Below are 20,565 nucleotides of genomic sequence, written 5' to 3'. Positions count from 1 at the left end.
TTATAAGATAAACTCACCTCCACGCTCGGGGGCAATAGGGGCTGGGATGTATTTTTCTCCCAGCCCTTCCAGTAAGTTGATCTCGATAGTACGGGTAATGCTATCCAGCGGAATACTGGAAGGTGTTAGTTCGAAAGGGTTCATCAGGCTCATGCCGTTGATATGTGTGGTATGAAACACAAACCCGATAACCCACCCCAGGAAGATAGAGGAAGGCCCCAGGCTGGATACGGCCATGGTTACAAGCACGACAACGAGCCAGATGAACAGTTTTGTGAAGTACACATACGTTGTTGGAAATACTGTATTGTTGATCCGTTCCGATTTGCCCATCCCGTCTGTAAAGTTCTGCAGCAAATTGTTCATCATCATAAACTTAAATCCGTCGATATAATTCATGTCCTGCAATATCTGCAGCTCCCGGGCCTGTATGTCCAGGATGGCGTTGGGTATGTTGGTGAATCCTTTCACATGGTTACGATCTTCCTCGCAGAGGTATTTTTCGTAGAGGCCGTCGGGTTTTCTGCGGAGACTGGCCTTCAGCGCATAAAGAAAGGCCAGGTGGCGTTTGATCATTTTTTCTTCCTGCCGGCTGATGCCTTTATAGTCGGCGGGGTGACTGTACGCCATAAGGTTTCTGGCCCAGGAGCGGGAGTCGTTCACAAGGGCGCCCCATATGATGCGGGCCTCCCACCAGCGGCTATAGGCTTCGTTATTGCTGAAACCGATAAAAAAGGCGATGGCGGTACCCATCAGTGCCGGAAAGGTGCCTGGCAGCGCCCAGCCTTTAAAAACGAGGGTGTCCAGGTAATAGGCGGCAGTGCAGGAGGCGAGCATGGCCAGGTCAATCTGCCAGGTGATCTTTAATATGCGGTAAAGACTCAGATTTTGTTTCAGCAGCATATGGTCAATTTAAATATAAACAACGTTCGCGCCCGAGGGTTCAAAATTGCGTAACTTTATATACGGCCCGTTTATCCCCAAAATCGATCCAACACAAAATTTAACAAATGAAGATCCTGAAGCAATGGTTGTTGACCATGGTTGCCGGCTGCCTGTTCGGGCATACGCAGGCCCAATCCGAAAAAGCACGTTTCCTCAACGGACTGATCGCCAAAATGACGCCGGAAGAGAAGGTGGGGCAGCTTAACCTGCTCACCAGTTTCATGGACCAAACCGGCCCTTTCATGAAGGAAGATTACATCAGCGATATACAAAAAGGCTTGTGCGGCAACATCTTCAACGCGTATACGCCCCAGTTTACCCGCAAGCTGCAGGACATAGCGATGAAAACCCGCCTGAAGATCCCGTTGTTATTCGGTTACGACGTAATCCACGGTCATAAGACCATCTTCCCCATTCCACTGGGCGAAGCCTGTACCTGGGATATGGGCCTGATGAAGAAGAGCGCCCGCATTGCCGCCCTGGAAGCCGCCGCGGACGGCCTGCACTGGACTTACTCACCCATGGTGGACGTAGCCCGCGATCCCCGTTGGGGACGTGTAGCCGAAGGCGTGGGGGAAGATACACGCTTTGGTGAATGGGTGGCACGGGCAAAAGTGACCGGTTACCAGCAGGATCGTGACTATCGTAAGAAAACATATGCCCCTTCGCCGGAGGTAGTGCTGGCCTGCGTTAAACACTTTGCCTTATACGGCGCCATCGAAGGTGGCCGCGATTACAATACGGTCGATATGAGCCGCATCCGTATGTTCGAAACTTACCTGCCGCCCTACAAAGCCGCTATAGATGCCGGCGCGGCGACGGTGATGACTTCTTTTAACGAGGTGGATGGTATTCCGGCCACAGGTAATAGATGGTTGCTGACGGACCTGCTGCGCGGGCGTGGGGCTTCAAAGGCTTTGTGGTTACCGATTATACCTCGATCAATGAAATGGTAAACCATGGTGTGGTGAAAGATGAAAGCGAAGCGGGTGCGCTGGCGCTGAATGCAGGCGTAGATATGGATTTGCAGGGCAGTGTATTTGCCAGCCACCTGGTCCAATCGCTGAAGGATAAGAAGGTGTCGCAGAAGGCGGTGGACGAGGCGGTATACCGCGTGCTGGAAGCGAAATATGATTTGGGATTGTTTAAAGATCCTTACCTGTACTGCGATTCCGTTAGGGCGCAGCAGGTGATCATGAACCCGGAACATTTGCAGGCCGCAAAAGATATCGCGATGCGCAGCATTGTGTTGCTGAAAAACGATAAGCTGTTGCCGCTTAAACAACGTGGCCGTATTGCGGTAATAGGGCCGCTGGCCGATAATCAGCGGGATATTATTGGTAACTGGTCGGCCGCCGGCGACTATCAAAAGGCGGTAAGTTTGTACCAGGCGTTAAAAGACAAAGTGGGAGATAAAGCGCAGGTGGCCTATGCACAGGGTGCCTACATTACGGATGATACTGCCATGCTAAAGAAGTTACTGAATTATCGCGCGCTGCAACCGGCCGATACGTTGAACCCGATGCGGCTGCAGGAAGAAGCCGTAACGCTCGCACGTAATGCAGACATAGTGGTAATGGCGCTGGGCGAGGCGCAGGGCATGAGTGGCGAGGCAGCCAGCCGCACTGATCTTAACATTCCGCAAAACCAGCGCGAATTGCTGGCCGCCATATTGTCGACCGGCAAACGGGTAGTACTGGTATTGATGAACGGTCGACCTCTAACGCTGGAGTGGGAAGATGCGAACGTACCCGCCATCCTCGAAACCTGGTTTCTCGGCACCCAGGCGGGGCCGGCAATAGCGGACGTGCTGTTCGGTGATTATAATCCCGCCGGTAAACTCACCATGTCGTTTCCCCGAAACGTAGGCCAGGTACCCATTTACTACAACAACAAAAACACCGGCCGCCCGCTCGATCTCAATAATAAATACACCACTAAATACCTCGATGTGCCAAACACGCCGCTGTACCCGTTCGGTTATGGCCTCAGTTACACGACTTTTAGTTACGGCCCTTTGCAGGTGGGTAGCGCTCAACTTACAGGTACCGGCACGTTGAACGTAAGCGTCACCGTTACCAATACCGGCAATTACGATGGTGAGGAAGTCGTGCAACTTTACGCCCGCGACCTGGTGGGCAGCGTTACGCGGCCGGTAAAAGAGCTGATCGCGTTTAAAAAGATCCTGCTGAAAAAGGGGGCGAGTGAAACCGTACAGTTTCAGCTGAAGGCGGCAGACCTGGCGTTTTATCACAGTGACCTGAAGAAGCGTCCGGAGGCAGGGGAGTACCAACTGTTCGTAGGCGGTAACAGTCGTGATGTGCAGGAGGGGCGTTTTAAGCTGGTGTTATAAAAAGGAGAAGAGGAAAGATGCAATGCCGATGAAGGGAGTGACACAACGGCGGCTGACCGGCGATTGACTGCTGGTCAAATAACAAAAAAATAAGGTGGCAGTAACGCCTGTTTTCTAACTGGGTAACCACCCGATACATATTTGTATTAAATTGATGTTTGCATCTGCAGCGGTAAAACTTCGTTTAACCCTTTGAGTTTCCGCGTCTTTTATTAATTTTACGCACCTTGACCGTTCACGCGAAGTAGGCAGCAGGAGAGAAAAAACCATTAAGAAACACGATAGCTATACCGATACACCTTTCCGCAGCAAAACCTATACCTAACGTGAACGTCATTTTGCAGCCTTTTCTTATGTCAGACCTGTACCATATCCCGGATGAAGTTTTATGGAGCCGTGTAACCGGCAACGACGAACAGGCGTTTGCCGAATTGTTTGGTCGTTATTGGCAGGCTGCTTTGCAGGAGGCCATCCGTAAAACCGGGAATGATGCAGACGCGATGGATTGCACCCAGGAGTTATTCATCAGGTTATGGAACCAGCGGCACCTGTTACAGGTGAACGGTTGTTTCAGCACCTTTCTTTACTCCACGCTAAAGATCCGGATCATCAGCCACTTTAGGGCTTCTGTTTCGAGGATAGCGGGCTCGCGGTCGTACAGACCCCGGCAGGCGGAACACATTGGCGGTTTGCACAAGATGCAGGCGAAAGAGGTTGCATGGTTGTTAGAAGCAGAAGTACAACGTATGCCTGGCCGTATGCAGCAAATATACAGGATGAGCCGGCAGCAGTTCCTGAGTGTACAAGACATTGCAGGAACGCTTAGCCTGAGTGAGCAAACGGTAAAGAACCAGCTCACGTCGGCGCTTAAACGTTTACGACAAGCAGTAGCACATTATGAAGATGCTTTGGCGCCATTGATGTTGGTGGCTCCATTGATAATGATAAGTATTTGACCGAGACACTAGTATAAACATGTGATTGTGGGAATACCAGATAGACACATACTGGACAGATATCTGAAAAATACCTGCACTGAAGAGGAGCGTAAATTAGTTGACGAATGGTACGATCAACTTGAAGTTGACGTGCCCGACGAATCGTTGATCAGCGAAGAAGACCGCGCCGCGGTGAAGGCGGAGGTATGGGAAGGTGTGTCGCAAGGCATGCTGCCAACCGGCCGCCGTTCGGTATTACGGCGCTTCGGATGGCAGGCGGCTGTTGCCGCAGCGATTTTCGGCATCGTGGTCATGTCTATACACTGGTGGGAACACCATGCGCATCGCAGCCCGCAAAAGGCCATGGTCGCGGAACATTGGGATACCGTATCGGCCAAAGCAGGCAAAATATTGCACCTCACGCTGGACGATGGCACGAATGTCTGGCTGAAAGCCGGCAGTACGCTCAGCTATCCGCAAAAGTTTGCGGCGAATGAAAGAACAGTGGCGCTGTTGAACGGCGAGGCCTTCCTGGAAGTGGCAAAGGATGATAAACGACCTTTCACCCTCACGTCCGGCGAATGTGTAACGCGTGTACTGGGCACCTCTTTTAACGTGAGGCGTTACCAGGAACGGCAGGATTTGTCAGTGAGTGTGATCACAGGCAAGGTGCAGGTAGCTACGCCATCGGGTACGCGACGCGTATTGACGGCCGGCAGCGAGATGGTGAAAATAAATGCAGGTAATTACGTTGTGAAAGATATTCCGCCTGCAGCTATGCGCGGGGCCTGGAAGAATGGTCAGATGGTTTTTCGCCAGCAGCAGTTCTCAGATATTGCGGCCGAGCTGGAAGACTATTACGCCATCAAAGTAAATTTTAGAAGTGAGCAAACGGCGAAGCTTCGACTCACGGGCAGGTTTAGCTACTTTCAGTCGCCCGATGAAATTCTTCGCTCGTTATGCCTGGTGAATGGAAATGTATTAGAACAGGCTGGTAATAATTACACCATATCCGAGTAGGACCACGTTTTTTGTTTTTGTGATTTAGTTCAGGGAGGGGTCACGCCTTTACCCCGGTTTTGCTTTTGACAAATTAAACCTTATTAAACAGGGATACCTATGCCCGTACACCAACGCAGCCAGTCGCGTAAGCAGAGATGCGCGGCGGTATGCATTGTAACGCTCCTCTTTTTGGGGATGCTGTTGCCCTGCGCTACGTTCGCGCAGTCGCAACAACCCGCCATAACACTCGTTATAGGCCGGGAAAATCTGGATGTCGCGATGTTGAGGCTCGAAAGAGCCTCCGGGATTGCTTTTGTATATGACGCCGCAGAACTGGGCAAGTATAAAGTGGGGCCACGTAATTATAAAAATATGCCGGTATACGCCGTGCTTACCGACTTGTTTACCGATAAGCCTTTCGCTTTTAAACAAGAAGGCAAACAGGTGATCGTTTACCGGAAGGCGCTTAGCGCCCAGTCCTTAAACAGCCTGCCCGCCCAACATATGCATGTCGATACGCTGCAACTCGGCCCGGTGGTCGTAACGGCATTGGGACTCAGCCGTGCCCAGCGTTCTGTAGGGTATGCGGTCACCACGTTATCGAACGCAGATGTAAATACCGTCAAAACGCCTAACCTGATCAACGCGCTTACCGCCAAAGTGCCCGGCGTACAGATCCGCAGTATGAGCCCGGACCCTGCATCTTCTGCGTTCATTGTCATTCGTGGAGAGTCGTCGCTCGCTGGTAACAGTCAGCCGCTGTTCGTGATCGATGGCATACCGGTACAGGCTGGTGCCAGCATTGGCGGTAACGTGGATTATGGTAATATTATTTCTGATATCAATACAGATGACATCGCGGAAGTAACGGTGCTGAAAGGTGCCGGTGCCGCTGCCCTGTACGGATCGCGGGCAGGCAACGGGGTAATACTCATTACCACGAAAAGTGGCAGCGGGTCTAAGAACGGACTTGGCGTTAGTGTAAGTTCTGCTGCCATGTTCGACCGCGCCTGGCAGTTCCCGCAGTTCCAGAACGCCTACGGTGCGGGCAGTGACTTGTACGCGACGGATACCTGGGGCGAAGCAGCATGGGGCGCCAAACTGAATGATGGTTCCAAACGGGTGCAGTGGAACAGTCCTGTCGATGAAAATGGCAATTTTATACCCACGGATTGGGTGGCCTATCCTAACCGGGTGCGCGATTTCTTTCGCACGGGGCAGACGTATACCAACAACATTGCTGTAGAAAGTGGGCCGGGAGCAAGAGGGAACTTCCGGTTATCCTATACTGATATTCACAACCTGGGTGTGATTCCCAATACGGAAATGCATAAAACCTCCGTAAACATATCCGCCGGATATCATGTTACGCGCGATGTGAACGTGAATGTTAGCATGATGTATAATTCATCCGGCAGCGACAACCGCTTTAGTGGCGACCGCAACGGGGTGATCAATACGCTTTATACAACCTCTCCTAACGTAGATGTACAGCAGCTGCGTAACTACTGGAAGCCGGGCCGCGAAGGCCGCGAGCAGCTCACCCATTTGCGCGATATAGCCAGCGGAAAGGCGTTGGTGGATAATCCGTACTTCATCGCTTACGAGCAAACAAATGCCTTTGAGCGTAATCGTTTAAATGGGATGGGGCAACTGAACTATCGCATGGGCCGGCATTTTAAACTGATGTTACGTACTGGTGTAGATCAGTACGTGGAAAGCCGCTGGAGCCGCAAGCCTTTTAGTACGGTTAACTATCCCGAAGGTTATTACAGCAGCACAGATATTTTCTTTAGAGAACTGAATACAGACTTCTTACTCACCTTCGATAAAACACTTCGCCGCAACTGGTCGATGTCTGTTTCCGCAGGCGGCAACCGCATGGACCGCCGCCACAGTGGTAATACCGTTACTGCATCCAAACTCGTGGTGCCGGAGCTGTATACCGTAACGAACGGCGCATCTGGTAGTGTGCAATATGATCCTTTCTTCTTTCGCAAGCGGATCAATAGCCTGTATATTACCGGGCAGCTGGCATACGGCCGCTCGTTCTTCGTAGATCTGTCGGCCCGCAACGACTGGTCGAGCACCCTGCCTTCGCGACACAACGCCTTCCTGTACCCGGCATTGTCAGTGTCAGCAATCGTTTCAGAATTGTTGCACCTGGAGCCTGATGGTGTACTCAGTTTCGCCAAGCTGCGGGCCAACGTTGCGCAGGTGGGTAAGGATACGGACCCATATAATTTGTACAATACTTTCAGTTTCATCACTGACTGGGGTGACCTTAAACGGGCGGAAATGGAAACGTTGATGAAGAACAATAAACTGAAACCCGAGATCAATACGTCGCTGGAGGTGGGTGCAGACCTGCGTTTCTTCCAGAACAGGTTGGGGGTGGATGTGAGCTACTACCGCAACGGCAACCGTAACCAGATCATCCCGATACCAACGGCCAGTTCATCGGGCGTGACGGAGAAGATCATTAATGCAGGCAACATCCGCACGAGTGGAATAGAAGTGCAGCTGACCGGTACGCCGGTAAAAGGGCCGCTTACCTGGCATACAACGGTGAACTATACACGTAGTCGGGAAAAGGTAATCGCGCTCGCACCGGAACTGATCGATGGGGAAATTTATTTATCGGGTGGGGAGTGGACGAAGATATTAGCGCGCCCCGGCGGCCGCATGGGCGATATGTACGGGGAAATCTATCGCGTCATCCCTGATGGGCCCAATAAAGGACAACCCTGGCTGTCGGATAATGGTGAATACATGTTGCTCGGCGATAACTTCCAGTACTATGGCAACTACAATCCCGACTTTATGGTCGGCTTTTCCAACAACTTTAACTGGGGCAACTTTAACCTGAACTTCCTGCTGGATTATCGCCAGGGCGGCGTGTTTTACTCCTACACTGCCAACAACCTGCAATCCGATGGCCGGGTGGTGATCACTTTGCCGGGCAGGGGAGCAGAGAACGGCGGCATCGCCTGGACCGACGACCAGGGCCGGCAGCGCCACGATGGCATGTTGCTCGCAGGTTTCATTCAGAACGCGGATGGCAGCTTTCGGCCAAACGACGTGGTGATAGGGCCGGAATCGTATTACCCGAACTACTATTGGGATTATCCGGCACGTAACTCCTACAGCGCCACGTACGTAAAGCTGCGGGAACTGGCATGCGGTTATACGTTCCATCAGCCGTTTCGTTTTGTGGAGAAGATCGGGATCACTTTAACGGCACGTAACCTGTTCAGCTGGACGGCCGCCAGGAATGGTTATGATCCTGAAACGTCGAATAAAATATCCGGCGGCCGGTACAACCTCGGTATCAATACCTGGACCTTGCCAGCCATCCGGTCGTATGGATTAAAGCTGGACGTAAACTTTTAATGATGCATTTAAAACCACTCATATACTGTTTACTGGCGGCCATGTTGTTCACGTGCTGCGATGCGGGTTTCGATGAGATCAACACCGACCCTAACGTGGTAAATGATGTAGATGCCGTATACCTGCTCTCTACTGCGATTACCAAAACAGCTTATTCCTACCAGGATGAAGCATATTACCGCCATCCCGCATCGGCAGGTCGTTACGTGACGTTGGTGCGTAATGAAAATATGGATAAGTTCTCCTGGGGACCGCGTGACTGGACGCCTGTCTATACCAGGCTGATGACCATCAAACAACTACAAACCCAGGCGGAAAAACACCATCAGCCGCAATACGTAGTACTCAGTCGCATTCTGCGCGCGTTTAACTTTGCTTACATTACTGACCTATGGGGGGATGCGCCTTACTCTAAAGCGTTGCTCGCGCGGGAGAAAGACAATATACATCCCGCATACGATAAACAGGAAACTATCTATATTGATCTCCTGTATGAGTTGAAAGCATGCAACGAAGCGCTGAGGCAACCATTACCCGCTATTGACGCGGAATATGATGTGTTGTTTAAAGGCGATGTGGAGAAGTGGCGTCGTTTCGCTAATAGTCTGCGTTTACGTATGTTGTTGCGCTGTGCGAAAAATTATCCCAATGCGTGGGCGGAAATGCAGCTCATGGTAAACGATCCGCAGTTGTATCCGCTTGTAAACGACCAGGCTTACAATGCTGTGCTGCGTTATATCGGTACGAACGCGGAAAACAGCTGGCCAGGCAGCGATGTCGCTAATGGTTATAATGAGTTCGATAAACGTAAACCGTCCAAAGAGCTGGTGGATATGCTGCTCACTTACAATGATCCACGCATCCGCATCTGGATAGATAAAGTGGTGGACGTGGCCAGTGCAACCATCGATAAAAATGAATACGTAGGCGTGCCTAACGCCATCTCACAACCTGCGCAATACAACGGCGGAAATAACTGTATTTCCAACTTCGCACCTGCCATGAATAAAGCCGCAGATCCCAGGTTTAATGCCATTCTCATTGGCTGCTGGGAAGTATCTTTTATACTGTCAGAAGCTTTGCAGTCAGGCCGTATTACCATGGCGGGCTGCACGGGCCAATCGATGTACTACCAGGGTATTAAACAGTCGATGGAGTATTATGGTGCCGGGGTGCCTTACACGAGTTATACCGCACAGCCCCTCGTAAAATACAATGGCTCGCTCCGCCAGCTCATGCACCAAAAGTGGTTGTCGCAATTAAATGTAGGCGCAGAAGGTTGGCTGGAACATCGCCGTACGGGCTTCCCGGTGTTCGTGCCCGGTCCGTTGGCTGCCCAGCGCAACATTCCATTACGATACATGTATCCACTCACCGAAATATTAAATAACCCTGTGGAATATGATCGTGCTAAAAAGCAGATGGGTGGCGATGAACAGACAACGCGTATGTGGCTGATCAAATAGACCTGGATGGACCAGGCCCTAATGGCAGAAGCCTTTCAGGTGGATGTTAGTACAACAGCCTTCTCAGTTGCTCCGCCTGCAAAATGCGGATGCGTGTTCCCTGCATTTCTATCAACTTCTCCGATTTAAAATCGCTGAGGGTGCGGATGAGCGATTCCGTCGCCGTGCCTACATAGTGAGCAATATCGTCGCGGGACAACTCGATGAGCGCATCCGGCCCCTGCTCTTTATGCAGTTTGTCGTGGATGGCTACCAATCCGCTGGCAACTCGTTTGCGAAGGGAGTCGTAGGCAAGTTGTAACAGGCGGTCTTCTTTCTCTTTTACGTCCAGCGCAATGTGGCGGATAAATACCCTTGCCGCGCGGATGTCGTTGAGTAATTGTTGCAGGAAGATGTCTTTCGGGATTTGTATGATCTCTGAATTTTCCAGCGCTTCTGCATTTTCATCGTACACATGATCTTCGATAAGCGCTACGTAACCGAAATAATCGCCGGCGCTGTAAAGGTTAGTGATGTATTCTTTGCCATCGTCGTTCTGCCGATAGGTCTTCACCTTACCGCTCTTTACAAAATAGAGGTACTGCGGATATTTGCCTTCGCGGTACACGGGCTGCTTTTTGGTGAGCGCGGCAATATGGTAATGGTCCATATCCAGCTGCAACAAGCCCGACTGCTGCCATTCCTGCAAGATGGCGGTAACAGATTGTTTCTCGGCGGCGTTTAGTTTATCCTGTAAAAGCTGCTGTTTTTTTAGCCGGATTTCTACGGCGGTCAGCAGTTCCACATCTTCAAAAGGTTTGGTAATATAATCGTCCGCGCCCATCTCCATGCCTTTGCGAAAGTCGCTGCGCTCCGTTTTGGCGGTGAGGAAGATGAAGGGAATATGTTCGGTATCCGGATTTTTCCGCATCAGGTGTAATACACCGTAACCGTCCAGCTCGGGCATCATGATATCGCATACGACCAGGTCGGGCTTTTGCTGCCGGGCAATCTCCAGCGCACGTTTGCCGTTTTCGGCTTCCAGTGCCTCGTATCCCGCGAGGGAAAGTATTTCTGCTACATTTTCACGTATGTCCTGGTGATCGTCTACTACTAAGATGGTGGCCATTGCTTTTAGGTTGTATGATTTGGAAAACTAAGTCTGATCGTGGTGCCTTCGCCGTGTTCGCTGTCAACTTCAATGCTGCCCTGCAACATATCCACATAACGTTTCACAATATGCAGGCCAAGCCCGGTCCCCTGGATGTTAGTCACATTACGTGCCCTGAAGAAGCTACTGAACAGGTAGGGCTTATCTTCATCCGGGATGCCCATGCCGCGGTCGGTAACCGTGGCGTATATACGATCGTCCTGCAGCCATATCTGCCAGTCTATCGGCGAATCCGCCGGTGAAAACTTGGAGGCGTTGGTGAGCAGGTTCACGAAAATATGTTTCAATAATCGTTTATCGGTAATAAAGCCTGTAGTGCCGCGCAGCGAGCGATGTAGTACCTGACCGGGTTTTAGCAGCCCCTGTACCTCTTCTGCCGTATCTGAAATAAAAGATTGCAGGTCGAGGTAAGCGGTCGTGGTCTGTATCTTTCCTTCTTCGATGCGGCCAAGTGACAGGAAGTCTTCGAGCAGTTCGTTCAGGTGTTTTACAGCTTCCCGGATCTTGTGCACGTGTTTCTCCCGTTTCTCCTGGTCGCCTGTAGTCGTATACTTCCCGATCAGCGCTGCGGAGGAAAGTATCGCGCTCAGTGGCGTACGGAACTCGTGCGAGGCCATAGATACGAACCGCGATTTGATCTCGCCCAGTTCTTTCTCCTTGTCCAATGCATCGCGCAGCTCTGTTTGCGATAGTTCCAGTTGCTTCATGGCTTCGTGCAGGTTGTTCGTGCGCGATTCCACTTTGCGTTCCAGCTCCTGGTTCAGTTGCTGCATTTCGCCGGCCATCTGTTCCAGTTGTTTCTTTTGCTCCAGCTGCTCGTTCTCTGCCTGGCGGCGCGTCGTAATATCCATCACAAATGCCAGTACAAAGTCTTCTGACGACTGCCGGAAGTGACTGAGACTCACTTCCACCGGGAACTCCGATCCGTCTTTGCGCAGGCCAAATAGTTTCAGCCCATGGCCCATGGGGCGGGAGAGCGGCTGGTGCATATAATGGTTACGCTGGTGCACGTGTGAGTGATAATATCTTTTAGGGATCAGGATCTCTATGTCCTTACCCAGTATCTCGTTAGACGGGTACCCGAACAGCCGCTCTACTTCCGGGTTAGCCAGTACAATACGGCCTTTGCTGTTCGTAAGGATAATGCCTTCCGTCGCGTTGCGGAACAGGGCGTCCAGCTGATTTTCATCGGCTTCGAGCGTGCGGTACAACCGTTTTACAAAAAGTGTAAGCAATGTAGCACTCACCACCAGTATCAGCGAAAAGAAGTGTTCGATAAAAACCTCGGCATAATCAGGGTTGCGGTGAGGCAAACACGCGATGACGACCACGATGACTGTACACGCGGCGCCCATCCAGTGGGTGGCAGCGTCCTTTTTAATAAACATAGTGAGCAGGATGGCCGTCATCAGCCCCCCGTCAAAAAAGTTATAGTCTGGCCGCCATACCAGCAGGTAAGTGGTGATCACCAGTATGAAAACGGCGATGGCCATTATTTGCTGTTGCCCGAAACGAAACATGTGTACAATGTAATAATTGCCTGCAAGTTAATAAATGTCGCGAACGGGAACCTGACTTAGATCATTTTCTGCTTTGACCACTCTCATGCGTCATGGTTATGTCACTCATGCGCGCTGCGGCCGCATGCGGGTAGTTTTGTGATAAATCCTGACACCATGAACCAAGAAACTGAAAAATTTATTCCGAAGGGAAGCATGGCTTTCTTCATCCTGTTAGCCCTGCTGTGTGCCGGCATCTGGCTGTACATCTATAATATCATGCTTGAACGCGCTTAAACTTAATTGTATGCTGGACAAATTCGAAATAAGGGTCTTACGGATCACCGGGTTGCTGATTATCATTTTCTTCTTTAGCATCCTGTACGTAACGGGCAAAAGAAAGGTGGACGTAACCGAATGTATCCCTTACGACAAAGCTTACGCGGAGCCGCGTGTGACTAAAATTGACGATAAAACCTACCAGGTGTTTGCGGTGGCGGGCATGTGGACCTTCGAGCCTTCGGTGATCAATATACCGCCGGGTGCTGAGGTCGATTTTTTCGTGACCTCTAAAGATGTGGTGCATGGGTTTAACATCGCCGAGAGGAATGTGAACATGATGGCCGTTTACGGTGGTATTTCCAAAACCACGGTGAAGTTCCCGGAAACGGGCGTGTATAAAATTACCTGTCATGAATACTGTGGCACCGGCCACCAGAACATGCAGGCGGAAGTAATAGTTGATTATCCTAAACCTTGATTATATGAATGTTAGTCGTTCATTGCGGAACGTAATTATTATAGAGTTATTTGTTCCGATCACCTTACTGATATTGGGTATTTACCACGGCTTAATGCAGGTGGTGTACCGTGCGGGCGTTATTCACCAGTCTTCAGCCGTTAAGCTGGACTATTACCAGGGGCTTACCCTGCATGGTGTGATCAATGCTATTGTGCTCACTACCTTTTTTGCCGTATCCTTTGGGCATGCTACCATCTTTTTCTACCTGAAAAAAGAACCCAATAAAAAGGCATCGTGGATATCCCTGGGCCTCATGGTCGTAGGTACCCTAATGGCTGCCTGGGCCATCCTGGCCGGTAAAGCCTCTGTGCTTTATACTTTTTATCCTCCATTAAAAGGCCATCCCTTGTTTTACCTCGGTACCGCGTTGCTGATCGTAGGCTCCTGGATACCCTTGTTCGATTGGCTGGTGTTATACCGCAGCTGGAAGAAAGAGAACCCGGGTAAAAAGGTGCCGCTGGCCGTACTGGGTACGCTCGTCAACTTCATCGTTTGGTTTGTTTGTACGCTGGCCGTTGCTTACGAAGTGCTCGTGCTGTTGCTGCCATGGGCGATGGGTTGGACGCCCACCGTGAACGTAACCCTGGCGCGTACGCTGTTCTGGTTCTTTGGTCACGCCCTGGTGTACTTCTGGTTGCTGCCGGCTTACATCATGTTCTACACGATGTTACCGAAAGTAGCGGGTGGTAAACTGTATTCTGACCTGGCCGGCCGTATCGCCTTGTTCCTCTTCCTGTTACTGAGTGTGCCCGTTGGCGTACACCACCAGTTCAGTGATCCGAACATCAGCAGTACTACCAAATGGCTGTCTACCGTGCTCACTTTCGCCGTAGCGGTGCCCAGCTTTATTACTGCGTTTACCTTGTCTGCTTCATTAGAATATGCCGGCCGCCAGCGGGGCGCCAAAGGCCTGCTCGGCTGGTTCGGCAAACTGCCTTACCTCGATAGCAACCGCTACCTGTTCGGCTACATGATCGCGGGTCTCATCCTGTTTATCTTCGGCGGATTTACCGGTATCGTAAACTCCAGCTACGCACTCAATAACGTAGTGCACAATACTTCCTGGCTGCCTGGTCACTTCCATATGACCGTTGCGGGACCAGTGTTCCTGGCCATGATCGCCATGAGCCTGCACCTGATCGCTACTTTGCGCGGACGAAAGATCTTCCTGCCTAAAGTGAATGTGATCGTGCCTTACCTGTGGATGATCGGGGTGCTTATTTTCTCTTTCGGACTGATGTGGGGCGGATTGATGGGAGAGCCACGTCGTACTAACCTTGGTATGACCTACCTCAACCCGCAAAACGAACTGTATCATCCGCAATGGGTGCCGTCTACGATGCTGGCGTTAAGCGGTGGCTTCATCATGTTCCTGGCCGGTATGCTGTATTTCGTAGTGTTCTTCGGCACCTTCTTCAGAAAGAAAACCGAAACCGCGGGGCTTGACCTGCCAGTAAGTGAAGCTTACCATGACGAAAAAATGGTACCACTGTTCAACGGCTTCAAACCCTGGATTATCGTGATGGTGGTCATCATTCTCATCGCTTACGTGCCTGCCCTGGTGGATGTGTTGAGCAATAGTGGCCCGGGTGCGCCGCCGCACTTACCGCATAACCCGATGCCAGGCATCTAGTAGCTAATAAAAAAGAAACTAACATGAAACGTAATAACAAATGGGTATGGTTGATGCTGGTGCTGATGTTGCCGCTGTGTGCCTGGCTGGGTGTGCGCACCTATGAGCGCGAGCTGGGCAGACTGCCGGTGTTCAGCCAGGTGCAATACGATTCCAGTTACGTTTTCACCGATCAGCACGCGCAGTCTTTTACTTTCAGTAACCATGCAAAACAGCTTACTGTGGCTAACTTCTTTTTTACCAGTTGCCCGGTAATATGTCCCAAAATGACCAAACAATTACTGCGCGTGCAAAAGGCTTTCGAAAGTCAACCCAATATTCAGCTGCTGTCTTTTACGGTAGATCCGGCGCACGATCGTCCCGAAGTGCTCAGCAGGTATGCAGATACCTATGGCATTCGCTGGACCTTGTTAACCGGTACCAAACCCGCACTGTACAAACTGGCCCGTAATGCCTTTCGCCTTGTTGCTACAGAAGGCGATGGCGGCCCGACGGATTTCATCCACAGCGATCAGCTCGTGCTGGTGGACGATCGCGGAAACATTCGCGGGTACTATGAAGGTACCGATGCCGATGCAGTAGACGAGCTTATTCACGACCTTAAACAACTTCAACATGAAAGATAACATCAGGTATTTTCTGCTGCTGCTGTGCCTGGGCCTCGGTGTAACAGTATATGCCGCCCCGCCTTCACAGGAAGAAGGAGCGCTCATTTTTAAGGCGCGCTGTGCGGCCTGCCATAACGTTAATAAAAAAGTGCTCGGCCCCCCGTTGGCGAAGGTGTACGACCGCCGTAGTATGGAGTGGATCACCAAATTCGTGCAATCTTCCCAGTCCCTGATCAAAAGCGGCGATAAAGATGCGGTAGCCATCTACGCCGAATTTAACAACACCACCATGCCCGACCACCCGGATATTACACCTGCCCAGGTAGAAAGCATTGTGGCGTACATTAAATCGCAGGAAGTAGCGGCAGATCCTAACAGTGGGGGCTTTAAGCCCGAAAGCCGGATGCCTGCTTACCGTCCTTTGCAGATCACCGATTATGGTTATATCACCGGTTTCGTTGCCGTGGTATTGCTGCTCATCCTCGTCATGCTGATCGCAGTGCGGGTGAAAGATGTGGAGCGCGAGATGAAGGAGAAAAGTTAGTTTATGCTTAAACGTTAGTCACTTCAGGGTGACTATATATCCGGGTGCGGGTGTCTACCCGTACCGATTGCTAAGATAAGTTCTGACATTGTGTATATATTTTAGTCAAACATGTGACCAATTGAACCGGCGCGGGTATTTACCTGCGCCTTTTTTTGTGTGGATGCAATGATGGTTGTTCGGCGTGGCCGGTAATGAAGCAGCCCCTCGTGCGGTAGTGACGCACGCTTCCGTAGCCGGTAATGAAGCAGCCCTTCGTGCGGTAGTGACGAACGCTTCCGTAGCCGGTAATGAAGCAGCCCTTCGTGCGGTAGTGACGCAGGCTTTCGTAGCCGGTAATGAAGCACACGTTCGTGCGGTAGCGACACAGGACTTCGCGGCCGGCAACGACACCGGCCTTTATGAGAAAGGCGGGTAACTGGAAAGAAACCCGCTTGCTATTCGCATCATAGATTGTTTGATAAAAAACCTAACCCGCGTTATGAAAAGCATTACTGCGCAGATGATTAGCGTTTAAATCGAATGGAATACATTTTAACTCCAGCAGGAAGCCGTTTTTCTCGCCTGTGTAACAAACGAAGTCGAGTTTGCCGGCCTGTAATTCGGCCGCCATACGTTCTAGGATAAGGGCCAGTTCCTGCCTGGAACTCGCTATGCGAAGGTTTGTTCTGGATGATGTTTCAACAGATTTCATAGTATGATGGGTTTTAGAGATTGGTCGTTAACGGGAAGCGTGGAAAAAGACAGGTCATGTAATGCTGCATCACCTGTCTTTTTCATCAGTGACGGAACACGCTTTTTTGGGGGTAATTCCAGGTGGATATGCTGCTAGTCATAATTATATTTTGAAGCCGGGTGCTATGTGCACCTGGTATTTGAGTAAGTGTTTAAATTTGAATGAGCAGGCACAAAGGCCTGTTAAATGGATATTCAAAGGGAGCTAAATCGGGGCTTTCGTAACGGTTGTAAAATAAATATTATCCCGGTGTTCGTAGCGTTAAGGGCTTGTTAACAGCCTGGTCAGGTAAAAAAAATGCTGCAAAAACAGGGTGAATTATGCCCTGTCTTTGCAGCATGGGTGCGTGTACGGGCTATACCTTAGGGCGTAGCGCCGATGGCACCGAGTGTTTTGTTGAATTGTATAGTAAAGCCGCCTTTTTCGGAATAGTAATAGCTTTCCTTATAGCGGTCATACTCTATCGGAGCGCCGAGTTCTCTCATCATTTTAAGAAATTCATAGAGTGTGCGTTCCGAGATGCGGAGCCTTTTGGCCAATTGGGCAGGCTTTCCGGTGCCTTTGATCCTGATCAGGTAATCAATGGTTTGCAGTCTTTCGAAATAACGCTTTGGCATATGCAATCGGGGGTTAAGGATGATTAGAAAATTGATGTTTCATAACGTTGCGATCACGGGTGAACAAACGAGCTGCCGTGCCTTGCGGGGTTTGAACGGGCGCCTGGTTTTTCGTCGTGATCGTACAGCGAACGTTTATTCTGCTGTGCATACTGCCCGGTAACGGGGGGCCGTTGTAGGCCGGGTTAAATTTCGGATGAAGGTGTCGATGTACCATGGGTGTCTTTTTTAAAATGAATACCATTACCTCGCAGCAGTGCGCGGCCGGTAAACGGGGTGAAAAGAAACAATGCCTTGTATAATGGACCAGTGTTTTGCAAATGGGGGGCTCGGGATTGTTTTGTAACAACCCGGCGGTTAATGGAATATGGGTAACTAACATCATATAAAAGGCGGCCAGTCGTATGTCGTTCGCACTTTTAAAAACACATTGCTCACGTAAAGGGTTCCTTTCGTTAGTTCATGTATTCACTATCACGCAGCGCAGAACGTATACAGTTATCTGAGCGATTTTTGTCTTAAGCTTTATAATATAGATGCGGCCACCAAGCAGCCGTTCCTCGTTTTAATCCCGCTATGGGCGCAGGTTGCTGCGCTCCGGTTTCATCCGATGAAATTACACAAACATGCTGCAACACCTCCGCAGTACTGCTAACGTTTTGCTAAAGTGTTGTCTCCAGTCCCGGGGTAAGATCTTCCCATTGCGGGTTAGCCTGTAAAATAAGACTTACCTGGTTGATGAGCGTATCGTTAAATATCTCATTCCGGCGCCCAATGCCCTCTGAAAGCCCTTCATAGTATTCAAGATATACCAGCTTCTGCACGCGTTTACCCTGGGGTAGCTCTTCCATCTTTCCATCGCGATGCATATGCACATCACGGAACAAATCGTTTGTGAGCCCTACAAACAGCAGGGAGTGCGCATCGTCAGTCATAATGTAAACATAAAAATGTCGGGCAAATGCCGGTATAGCCTTGTCCTTTTCGCCGTAGGTCAATTCCTTGCGGATGTTGATTTGCATGCTAATGTGTTTTGCCTTCGCTAAATGTTCCGATAAAGCTGCCCCTCGTGTTTTTATGTGACCAGTCGTCTCGCAGCCCTTGGCAATTGCCAGGTTAAAATAAACTTCATAATGCCCTCTTATGCATATAGTGAGCAGGTACAGGGCGTTTGGTTGATATCAGTATGTACGGGTAACGGTTAATAGGTCCTTTCCTGCAGTGATGCCATTACATCGCAGCGTAACGCCACAAAAAAAGCAACCGAACGTATAATGTCCCGGTTGCAATATGGTAATAGTTAACCTGGAGAAAGAACTTTTCCGGCTAAACCGGTTAACAATATTACCGATTATTACCGCATGACTTTGTTAATCGGATGTTAAGCGAGAGATCGGTTGAGCGGATCCTATTTCAGGAGGGAAAGGTATGGGACTGCTCTGAAAGTAATGCCGGCACGAATCGCAATGCGCTGGATGCGCAGTTAAGGGACCGTTAACCGTTACTGACTACCGGAAATAAAAACAGCCATCGCGTAGATGGCTGTTCGCTTATATTACTGGTGAAATTTATAAAGTAGATGCACAAGATAATCTTAATATAAATAGGCGTTTGTTAATTAATTGTTAATTGAAAGGCCTATGGGCGCTCATAAGTCACCAGTTTACAATCGAGTGCCGTGGTGCTGGTGCTGCGCTGCTCACCGGGCAATTGCATCAACTCCAATAATAAACTCGTGGCCCGCTGCCCGATCATAGCCGGTTGTTCCTCGATAGATGCGCAGGGAGGGTGATCCATATACTGTAACAACTGGTGATTGCCAAAGCCGATCACCGCTACCTGTTCCTTTTTATCCGGGTAGTACTGTTTCAGCAGCGACATGATTTCCAGCACGATCAGGTCTTTGAAGGCGAGTATCGCCGTCGGAAACTCGTCCTGCTGCATCCAGCTGTCCACGATTTGTTTGTTACGCTCGCGGCTAAAATCGGTTTGCTGCACCAGCTCGGGATGGATAGGTAGCTGGTGCGCACGATGTGCATCCAGGTAACCACTATGCCGCTCCCGGCTGGTAGCCATCGTTTCCGGGCCATTCAGATGTGCGATGCGCCGGTGACCCTGTTCGATAAAGTAATTCACCGCTTGCCTCGCGCCGTCGCGCACATTGCTGATCACGCTGTGGCAGTCGTACTGTTTAGGCTGCCGCGCCATATGTACTACCGGGATGTTCCACGACTCGAGTGCCTGGAAGTGGTTATAGTTGATCGTTTCCTTACTGGAAGCCACCAATACGCCGTCCACCCGGTTCTTTTGCATAAAGGCCACCAGCTCCTTCTCGCGCGCCAGGCTATCATACGACTGGCACATAATCAGGTTGTAGCCGTTTTGCATGGCCTCTGTTTCGGCCCCACAAAGAATACTGGTGTAAAAGTGATCGGTAAGGTGGGGTAGGATAACGCCGATAGTGCAGGTTTTTTTCTGCTTGAAGTAAATAGCGGCCTGGTTTGGTACATAATTCAGTTTTTGGGCCAGCCGCGCTACCCGCTCTTTTGTATACAGCCCAATGCTGGGATGGTTGTTTAAAGCCTTGGACACGGCAGATATGGATATGCCAAGGGTGCGCGCCATCTCCTTAATGGTCGGTGCCTTCTTTTCCATGGATCACAATATTATAAGCGTAAGTCTTAAAAATAGTATCAATTATGCAGTGTTCCTAACTTTATTTTTTAGCTTCGCTAAAACGTTAGCAGTAAGGCCCTGGCGGGATGCAGTCTTCACGTGGTACTATTTTAAATTAACCGGCATTGATGCTTTTTTAACATGAGCGTCCTTGCTGGCTGAAGTTGGTGTAACGATATAGTGTTGCGCGTCCTGCAAACTTT

At 50.3% G+C, this 20,565-nt stretch carries 17 protein-coding genes and 1 pseudogene; 11 read left to right on the top strand and 7 right to left on the bottom strand.

What is annotated here, in order from left to right; translation table 11 throughout:
- Nucleotides 1-903 (bottom strand): bestrophin family protein, encoded by a 903-nt coding sequence (locus tag MKQ68_RS17585; protein WP_244842794.1) that lies wholly within the window; start codon nucleotides 901-903, stop codon nucleotides 1-3.
- 107 nt (nucleotides 904-1,010) lie between these two features.
- On the opposite strand from MKQ68_RS17585, the pseudogene MKQ68_RS17580 reads away from it, so the two are divergent.
- The 6 genes and pseudogenes from MKQ68_RS17580 to MKQ68_RS17555 all read left to right on the top strand — a co-directional run.
- A pseudogene (locus tag MKQ68_RS17580) lies at nucleotides 1,011-2,008 on the top strand (glycoside hydrolase family 3 N-terminal domain-containing protein); the annotation flags it as partial.
- Nucleotides 2,009-2,140: 132 nt separating this feature from the next.
- Complete coding sequence (locus MKQ68_RS17575) at nucleotides 2,141-3,298, top strand: glycoside hydrolase family 3 C-terminal domain-containing protein (RefSeq protein ID WP_349773825.1); 1,158 nt, start codon at nucleotides 2,141-2,143, stop codon at nucleotides 3,296-3,298.
- A 326-nt stretch (nucleotides 3,299-3,624) separates the two neighbouring features.
- Nucleotides 3,625-4,254, top strand: a complete 630-nt coding sequence (locus MKQ68_RS17570) for an RNA polymerase sigma factor (RefSeq protein WP_264280255.1) — start codon at nucleotides 3,625-3,627, stop codon at nucleotides 4,252-4,254.
- A gap of 27 nt (nucleotides 4,255-4,281) precedes the next feature.
- A complete protein-coding gene (locus tag MKQ68_RS17565; RefSeq protein ID WP_244842799.1) occupies nucleotides 4,282-5,256 on the top strand; it encodes a FecR family protein in 975 nt (324 codons plus the stop codon).
- A gap of 99 nt (nucleotides 5,257-5,355) precedes the next feature.
- A complete protein-coding gene (locus MKQ68_RS17560; protein WP_264280254.1) occupies nucleotides 5,356-8,631 on the top strand; it encodes a SusC/RagA family TonB-linked outer membrane protein in 3,276 nt (1,091 codons plus the stop codon).
- Between the two features lie 2 nt (nucleotides 8,632-8,633).
- Nucleotides 8,634-10,097 carry a SusD/RagB family nutrient-binding outer membrane lipoprotein gene (locus MKQ68_RS17555; RefSeq protein WP_264280253.1) on the top strand — a complete coding sequence of 488 codons (1,464 nt, stop codon included), beginning with the start codon at nucleotides 8,634-8,636 and terminating at the stop codon, nucleotides 10,095-10,097.
- A 46-nt stretch (nucleotides 10,098-10,143) separates the two neighbouring features.
- Here MKQ68_RS17555 and MKQ68_RS17550 read toward each other — a convergent pair whose 3' ends face one another.
- Together MKQ68_RS17550 and MKQ68_RS17545 are read right to left on the bottom strand one after the other, a co-directional pair.
- Nucleotides 10,144-11,205, bottom strand: a complete 1,062-nt coding sequence (locus MKQ68_RS17550; protein WP_264280252.1) for a response regulator — start codon at nucleotides 11,203-11,205, stop codon at nucleotides 10,144-10,146.
- A gap of 5 nt (nucleotides 11,206-11,210) precedes the next feature.
- Nucleotides 11,211-12,740: a sensor histidine kinase gene (locus MKQ68_RS17545; protein ID WP_264280251.1), complete on the bottom strand. Its 1,530-nt coding sequence runs from the start codon at nucleotides 12,738-12,740 to the stop codon at nucleotides 11,211-11,213.
- Nucleotides 12,741-13,053: 313 nt separating this feature from the next.
- Between MKQ68_RS17545 and MKQ68_RS17540 the strand changes: the two genes are divergently transcribed.
- The 5 genes from MKQ68_RS17540 (at nucleotide 13,054) to MKQ68_RS17520 (ending at nucleotide 16,751) form a co-directional block, all read left to right on the top strand.
- On the top strand, nucleotides 13,054-13,506 hold the full coding sequence (locus MKQ68_RS17540) for a cupredoxin domain-containing protein (protein ID WP_264280250.1): 453 nt from the start codon (nucleotides 13,054-13,056) through the stop codon (nucleotides 13,504-13,506).
- A 4-nt stretch (nucleotides 13,507-13,510) separates the two neighbouring features.
- Nucleotides 13,511-15,181 carry a cbb3-type cytochrome c oxidase subunit I gene (locus tag MKQ68_RS17535; protein WP_264280249.1) on the top strand — a complete coding sequence of 557 codons (1,671 nt, stop codon included), beginning with the start codon at nucleotides 13,511-13,513 and terminating at the stop codon, nucleotides 15,179-15,181.
- Nucleotides 15,182-15,204: 23 nt separating this feature from the next.
- Nucleotides 15,205-15,807: an SCO family protein gene (locus tag MKQ68_RS17530; RefSeq protein WP_264280248.1), complete on the top strand. Its 603-nt coding sequence runs from the start codon at nucleotides 15,205-15,207 to the stop codon at nucleotides 15,805-15,807.
- Nucleotides 15,797-16,333 carry a c-type cytochrome gene (locus tag MKQ68_RS17525; protein WP_264280247.1) on the top strand — a complete coding sequence of 179 codons (537 nt, stop codon included), beginning with the start codon at nucleotides 15,797-15,799 and terminating at the stop codon, nucleotides 16,331-16,333. The genes MKQ68_RS17530 and MKQ68_RS17525 overlap by 11 nt, the downstream gene beginning before the upstream one ends.
- Before the next feature lie 184 nt (nucleotides 16,334-16,517).
- Complete coding sequence (locus tag MKQ68_RS17520) at nucleotides 16,518-16,751, top strand: hypothetical protein (RefSeq protein WP_264280246.1); 234 nt, start codon at nucleotides 16,518-16,520, stop codon at nucleotides 16,749-16,751.
- 51 nt (nucleotides 16,752-16,802) lie between these two features.
- Here the strand turns inward: MKQ68_RS17520 and MKQ68_RS17515 are convergent, their stop codons facing one another.
- The 4 genes from MKQ68_RS17515 to MKQ68_RS17500 form a co-directional block, all read right to left on the bottom strand.
- Nucleotides 16,803-17,027 (bottom strand): hypothetical protein, encoded by a 225-nt coding sequence (locus tag MKQ68_RS17515; protein WP_244842823.1) that lies wholly within the window; start codon nucleotides 17,025-17,027, stop codon nucleotides 16,803-16,805.
- 404 nt (nucleotides 17,028-17,431) lie between these two features.
- The gene (locus tag MKQ68_RS17510; protein WP_244842825.1) at nucleotides 17,432-17,686 is read right to left on the bottom strand and encodes an HTH domain-containing protein; all 255 of its coding nucleotides are present in this window, start codon (nucleotides 17,684-17,686) and stop codon (nucleotides 17,432-17,434) included.
- Nucleotides 17,687-18,348: 662 nt separating this feature from the next.
- On the bottom strand, nucleotides 18,349-18,708 hold the full coding sequence (locus MKQ68_RS17505) for a GIY-YIG nuclease family protein (RefSeq protein WP_244842827.1): 360 nt from the start codon (nucleotides 18,706-18,708) through the stop codon (nucleotides 18,349-18,351).
- Nucleotides 18,709-19,324: 616 nt separating this feature from the next.
- A complete protein-coding gene (locus tag MKQ68_RS17500; protein WP_264280245.1) occupies nucleotides 19,325-20,341 on the bottom strand; it encodes a LacI family DNA-binding transcriptional regulator in 1,017 nt (338 codons plus the stop codon).
- Between the last annotated feature and the right edge of the window lie 224 nt (nucleotides 20,342-20,565).

This window comes from Chitinophaga horti (assembly GCF_022867795.2).
Lineage (GTDB): Bacteria > Bacteroidota > Bacteroidia > Chitinophagales > Chitinophagaceae > Chitinophaga > Chitinophaga horti.
Note: the sequence above shows the minus strand (reverse complement) of the source record. Positions and strands in the feature narration are given on the sequence as shown.

Bases quoted from the DNA above. Each gene is read 5' to 3' on its own strand.
- MKQ68_RS17585 (WP_244842794.1), bottom strand. From the start codon at position 903: ATGCTGCTGAAACAAAATCTGAGTCTTTACCGCATATTAAAGATCACC.
- MKQ68_RS17575 (WP_349773825.1), top strand. From the start codon at position 2,141: ATGAACCCGGAACATTTGCAGGCCGCAAAAGATATCGCGATGCGCAGC.
- MKQ68_RS17560 (WP_264280254.1), top strand. From the start codon at position 5,356: ATGCCCGTACACCAACGCAGCCAGTCGCGTAAGCAGAGATGCGCGGCG.
- MKQ68_RS17555 (WP_264280253.1), top strand. From the start codon at position 8,634: ATGCATTTAAAACCACTCATATACTGTTTACTGGCGGCCATGTTGTTC.
- MKQ68_RS17550 (WP_264280252.1), bottom strand. From the start codon at position 11,205: ATGGCCACCATCTTAGTAGTAGACGATCACCAGGACATACGTGAAAAT.
- MKQ68_RS17545 (WP_264280251.1), bottom strand. From the start codon at position 12,740: ATGGCCATCGCCGTTTTCATACTGGTGATCACCACTTACCTGCTGGTA.
- MKQ68_RS17540 (WP_264280250.1), top strand. From the start codon at position 13,054: ATGCTGGACAAATTCGAAATAAGGGTCTTACGGATCACCGGGTTGCTG.
- MKQ68_RS17535 (WP_264280249.1), top strand. From the start codon at position 13,511: ATGAATGTTAGTCGTTCATTGCGGAACGTAATTATTATAGAGTTATTT.
- MKQ68_RS17530 (WP_264280248.1), top strand. From the start codon at position 15,205: ATGAAACGTAATAACAAATGGGTATGGTTGATGCTGGTGCTGATGTTG.
- MKQ68_RS17525 (WP_264280247.1), top strand. From the start codon at position 15,797: ATGAAAGATAACATCAGGTATTTTCTGCTGCTGCTGTGCCTGGGCCTC.
- MKQ68_RS17515 (WP_244842823.1), bottom strand. From the start codon at position 17,027: ATGAAATCTGTTGAAACATCATCCAGAACAAACCTTCGCATAGCGAGT.
- MKQ68_RS17510 (WP_244842825.1), bottom strand. From the start codon at position 17,686: ATGCCAAAGCGTTATTTCGAAAGACTGCAAACCATTGATTACCTGATC.
- MKQ68_RS17505 (WP_244842827.1), bottom strand. From the start codon at position 18,708: ATGCAAATCAACATCCGCAAGGAATTGACCTACGGCGAAAAGGACAAG.
- MKQ68_RS17500 (WP_264280245.1), bottom strand. From the start codon at position 20,341: ATGGAAAAGAAGGCACCGACCATTAAGGAGATGGCGCGCACCCTTGGC.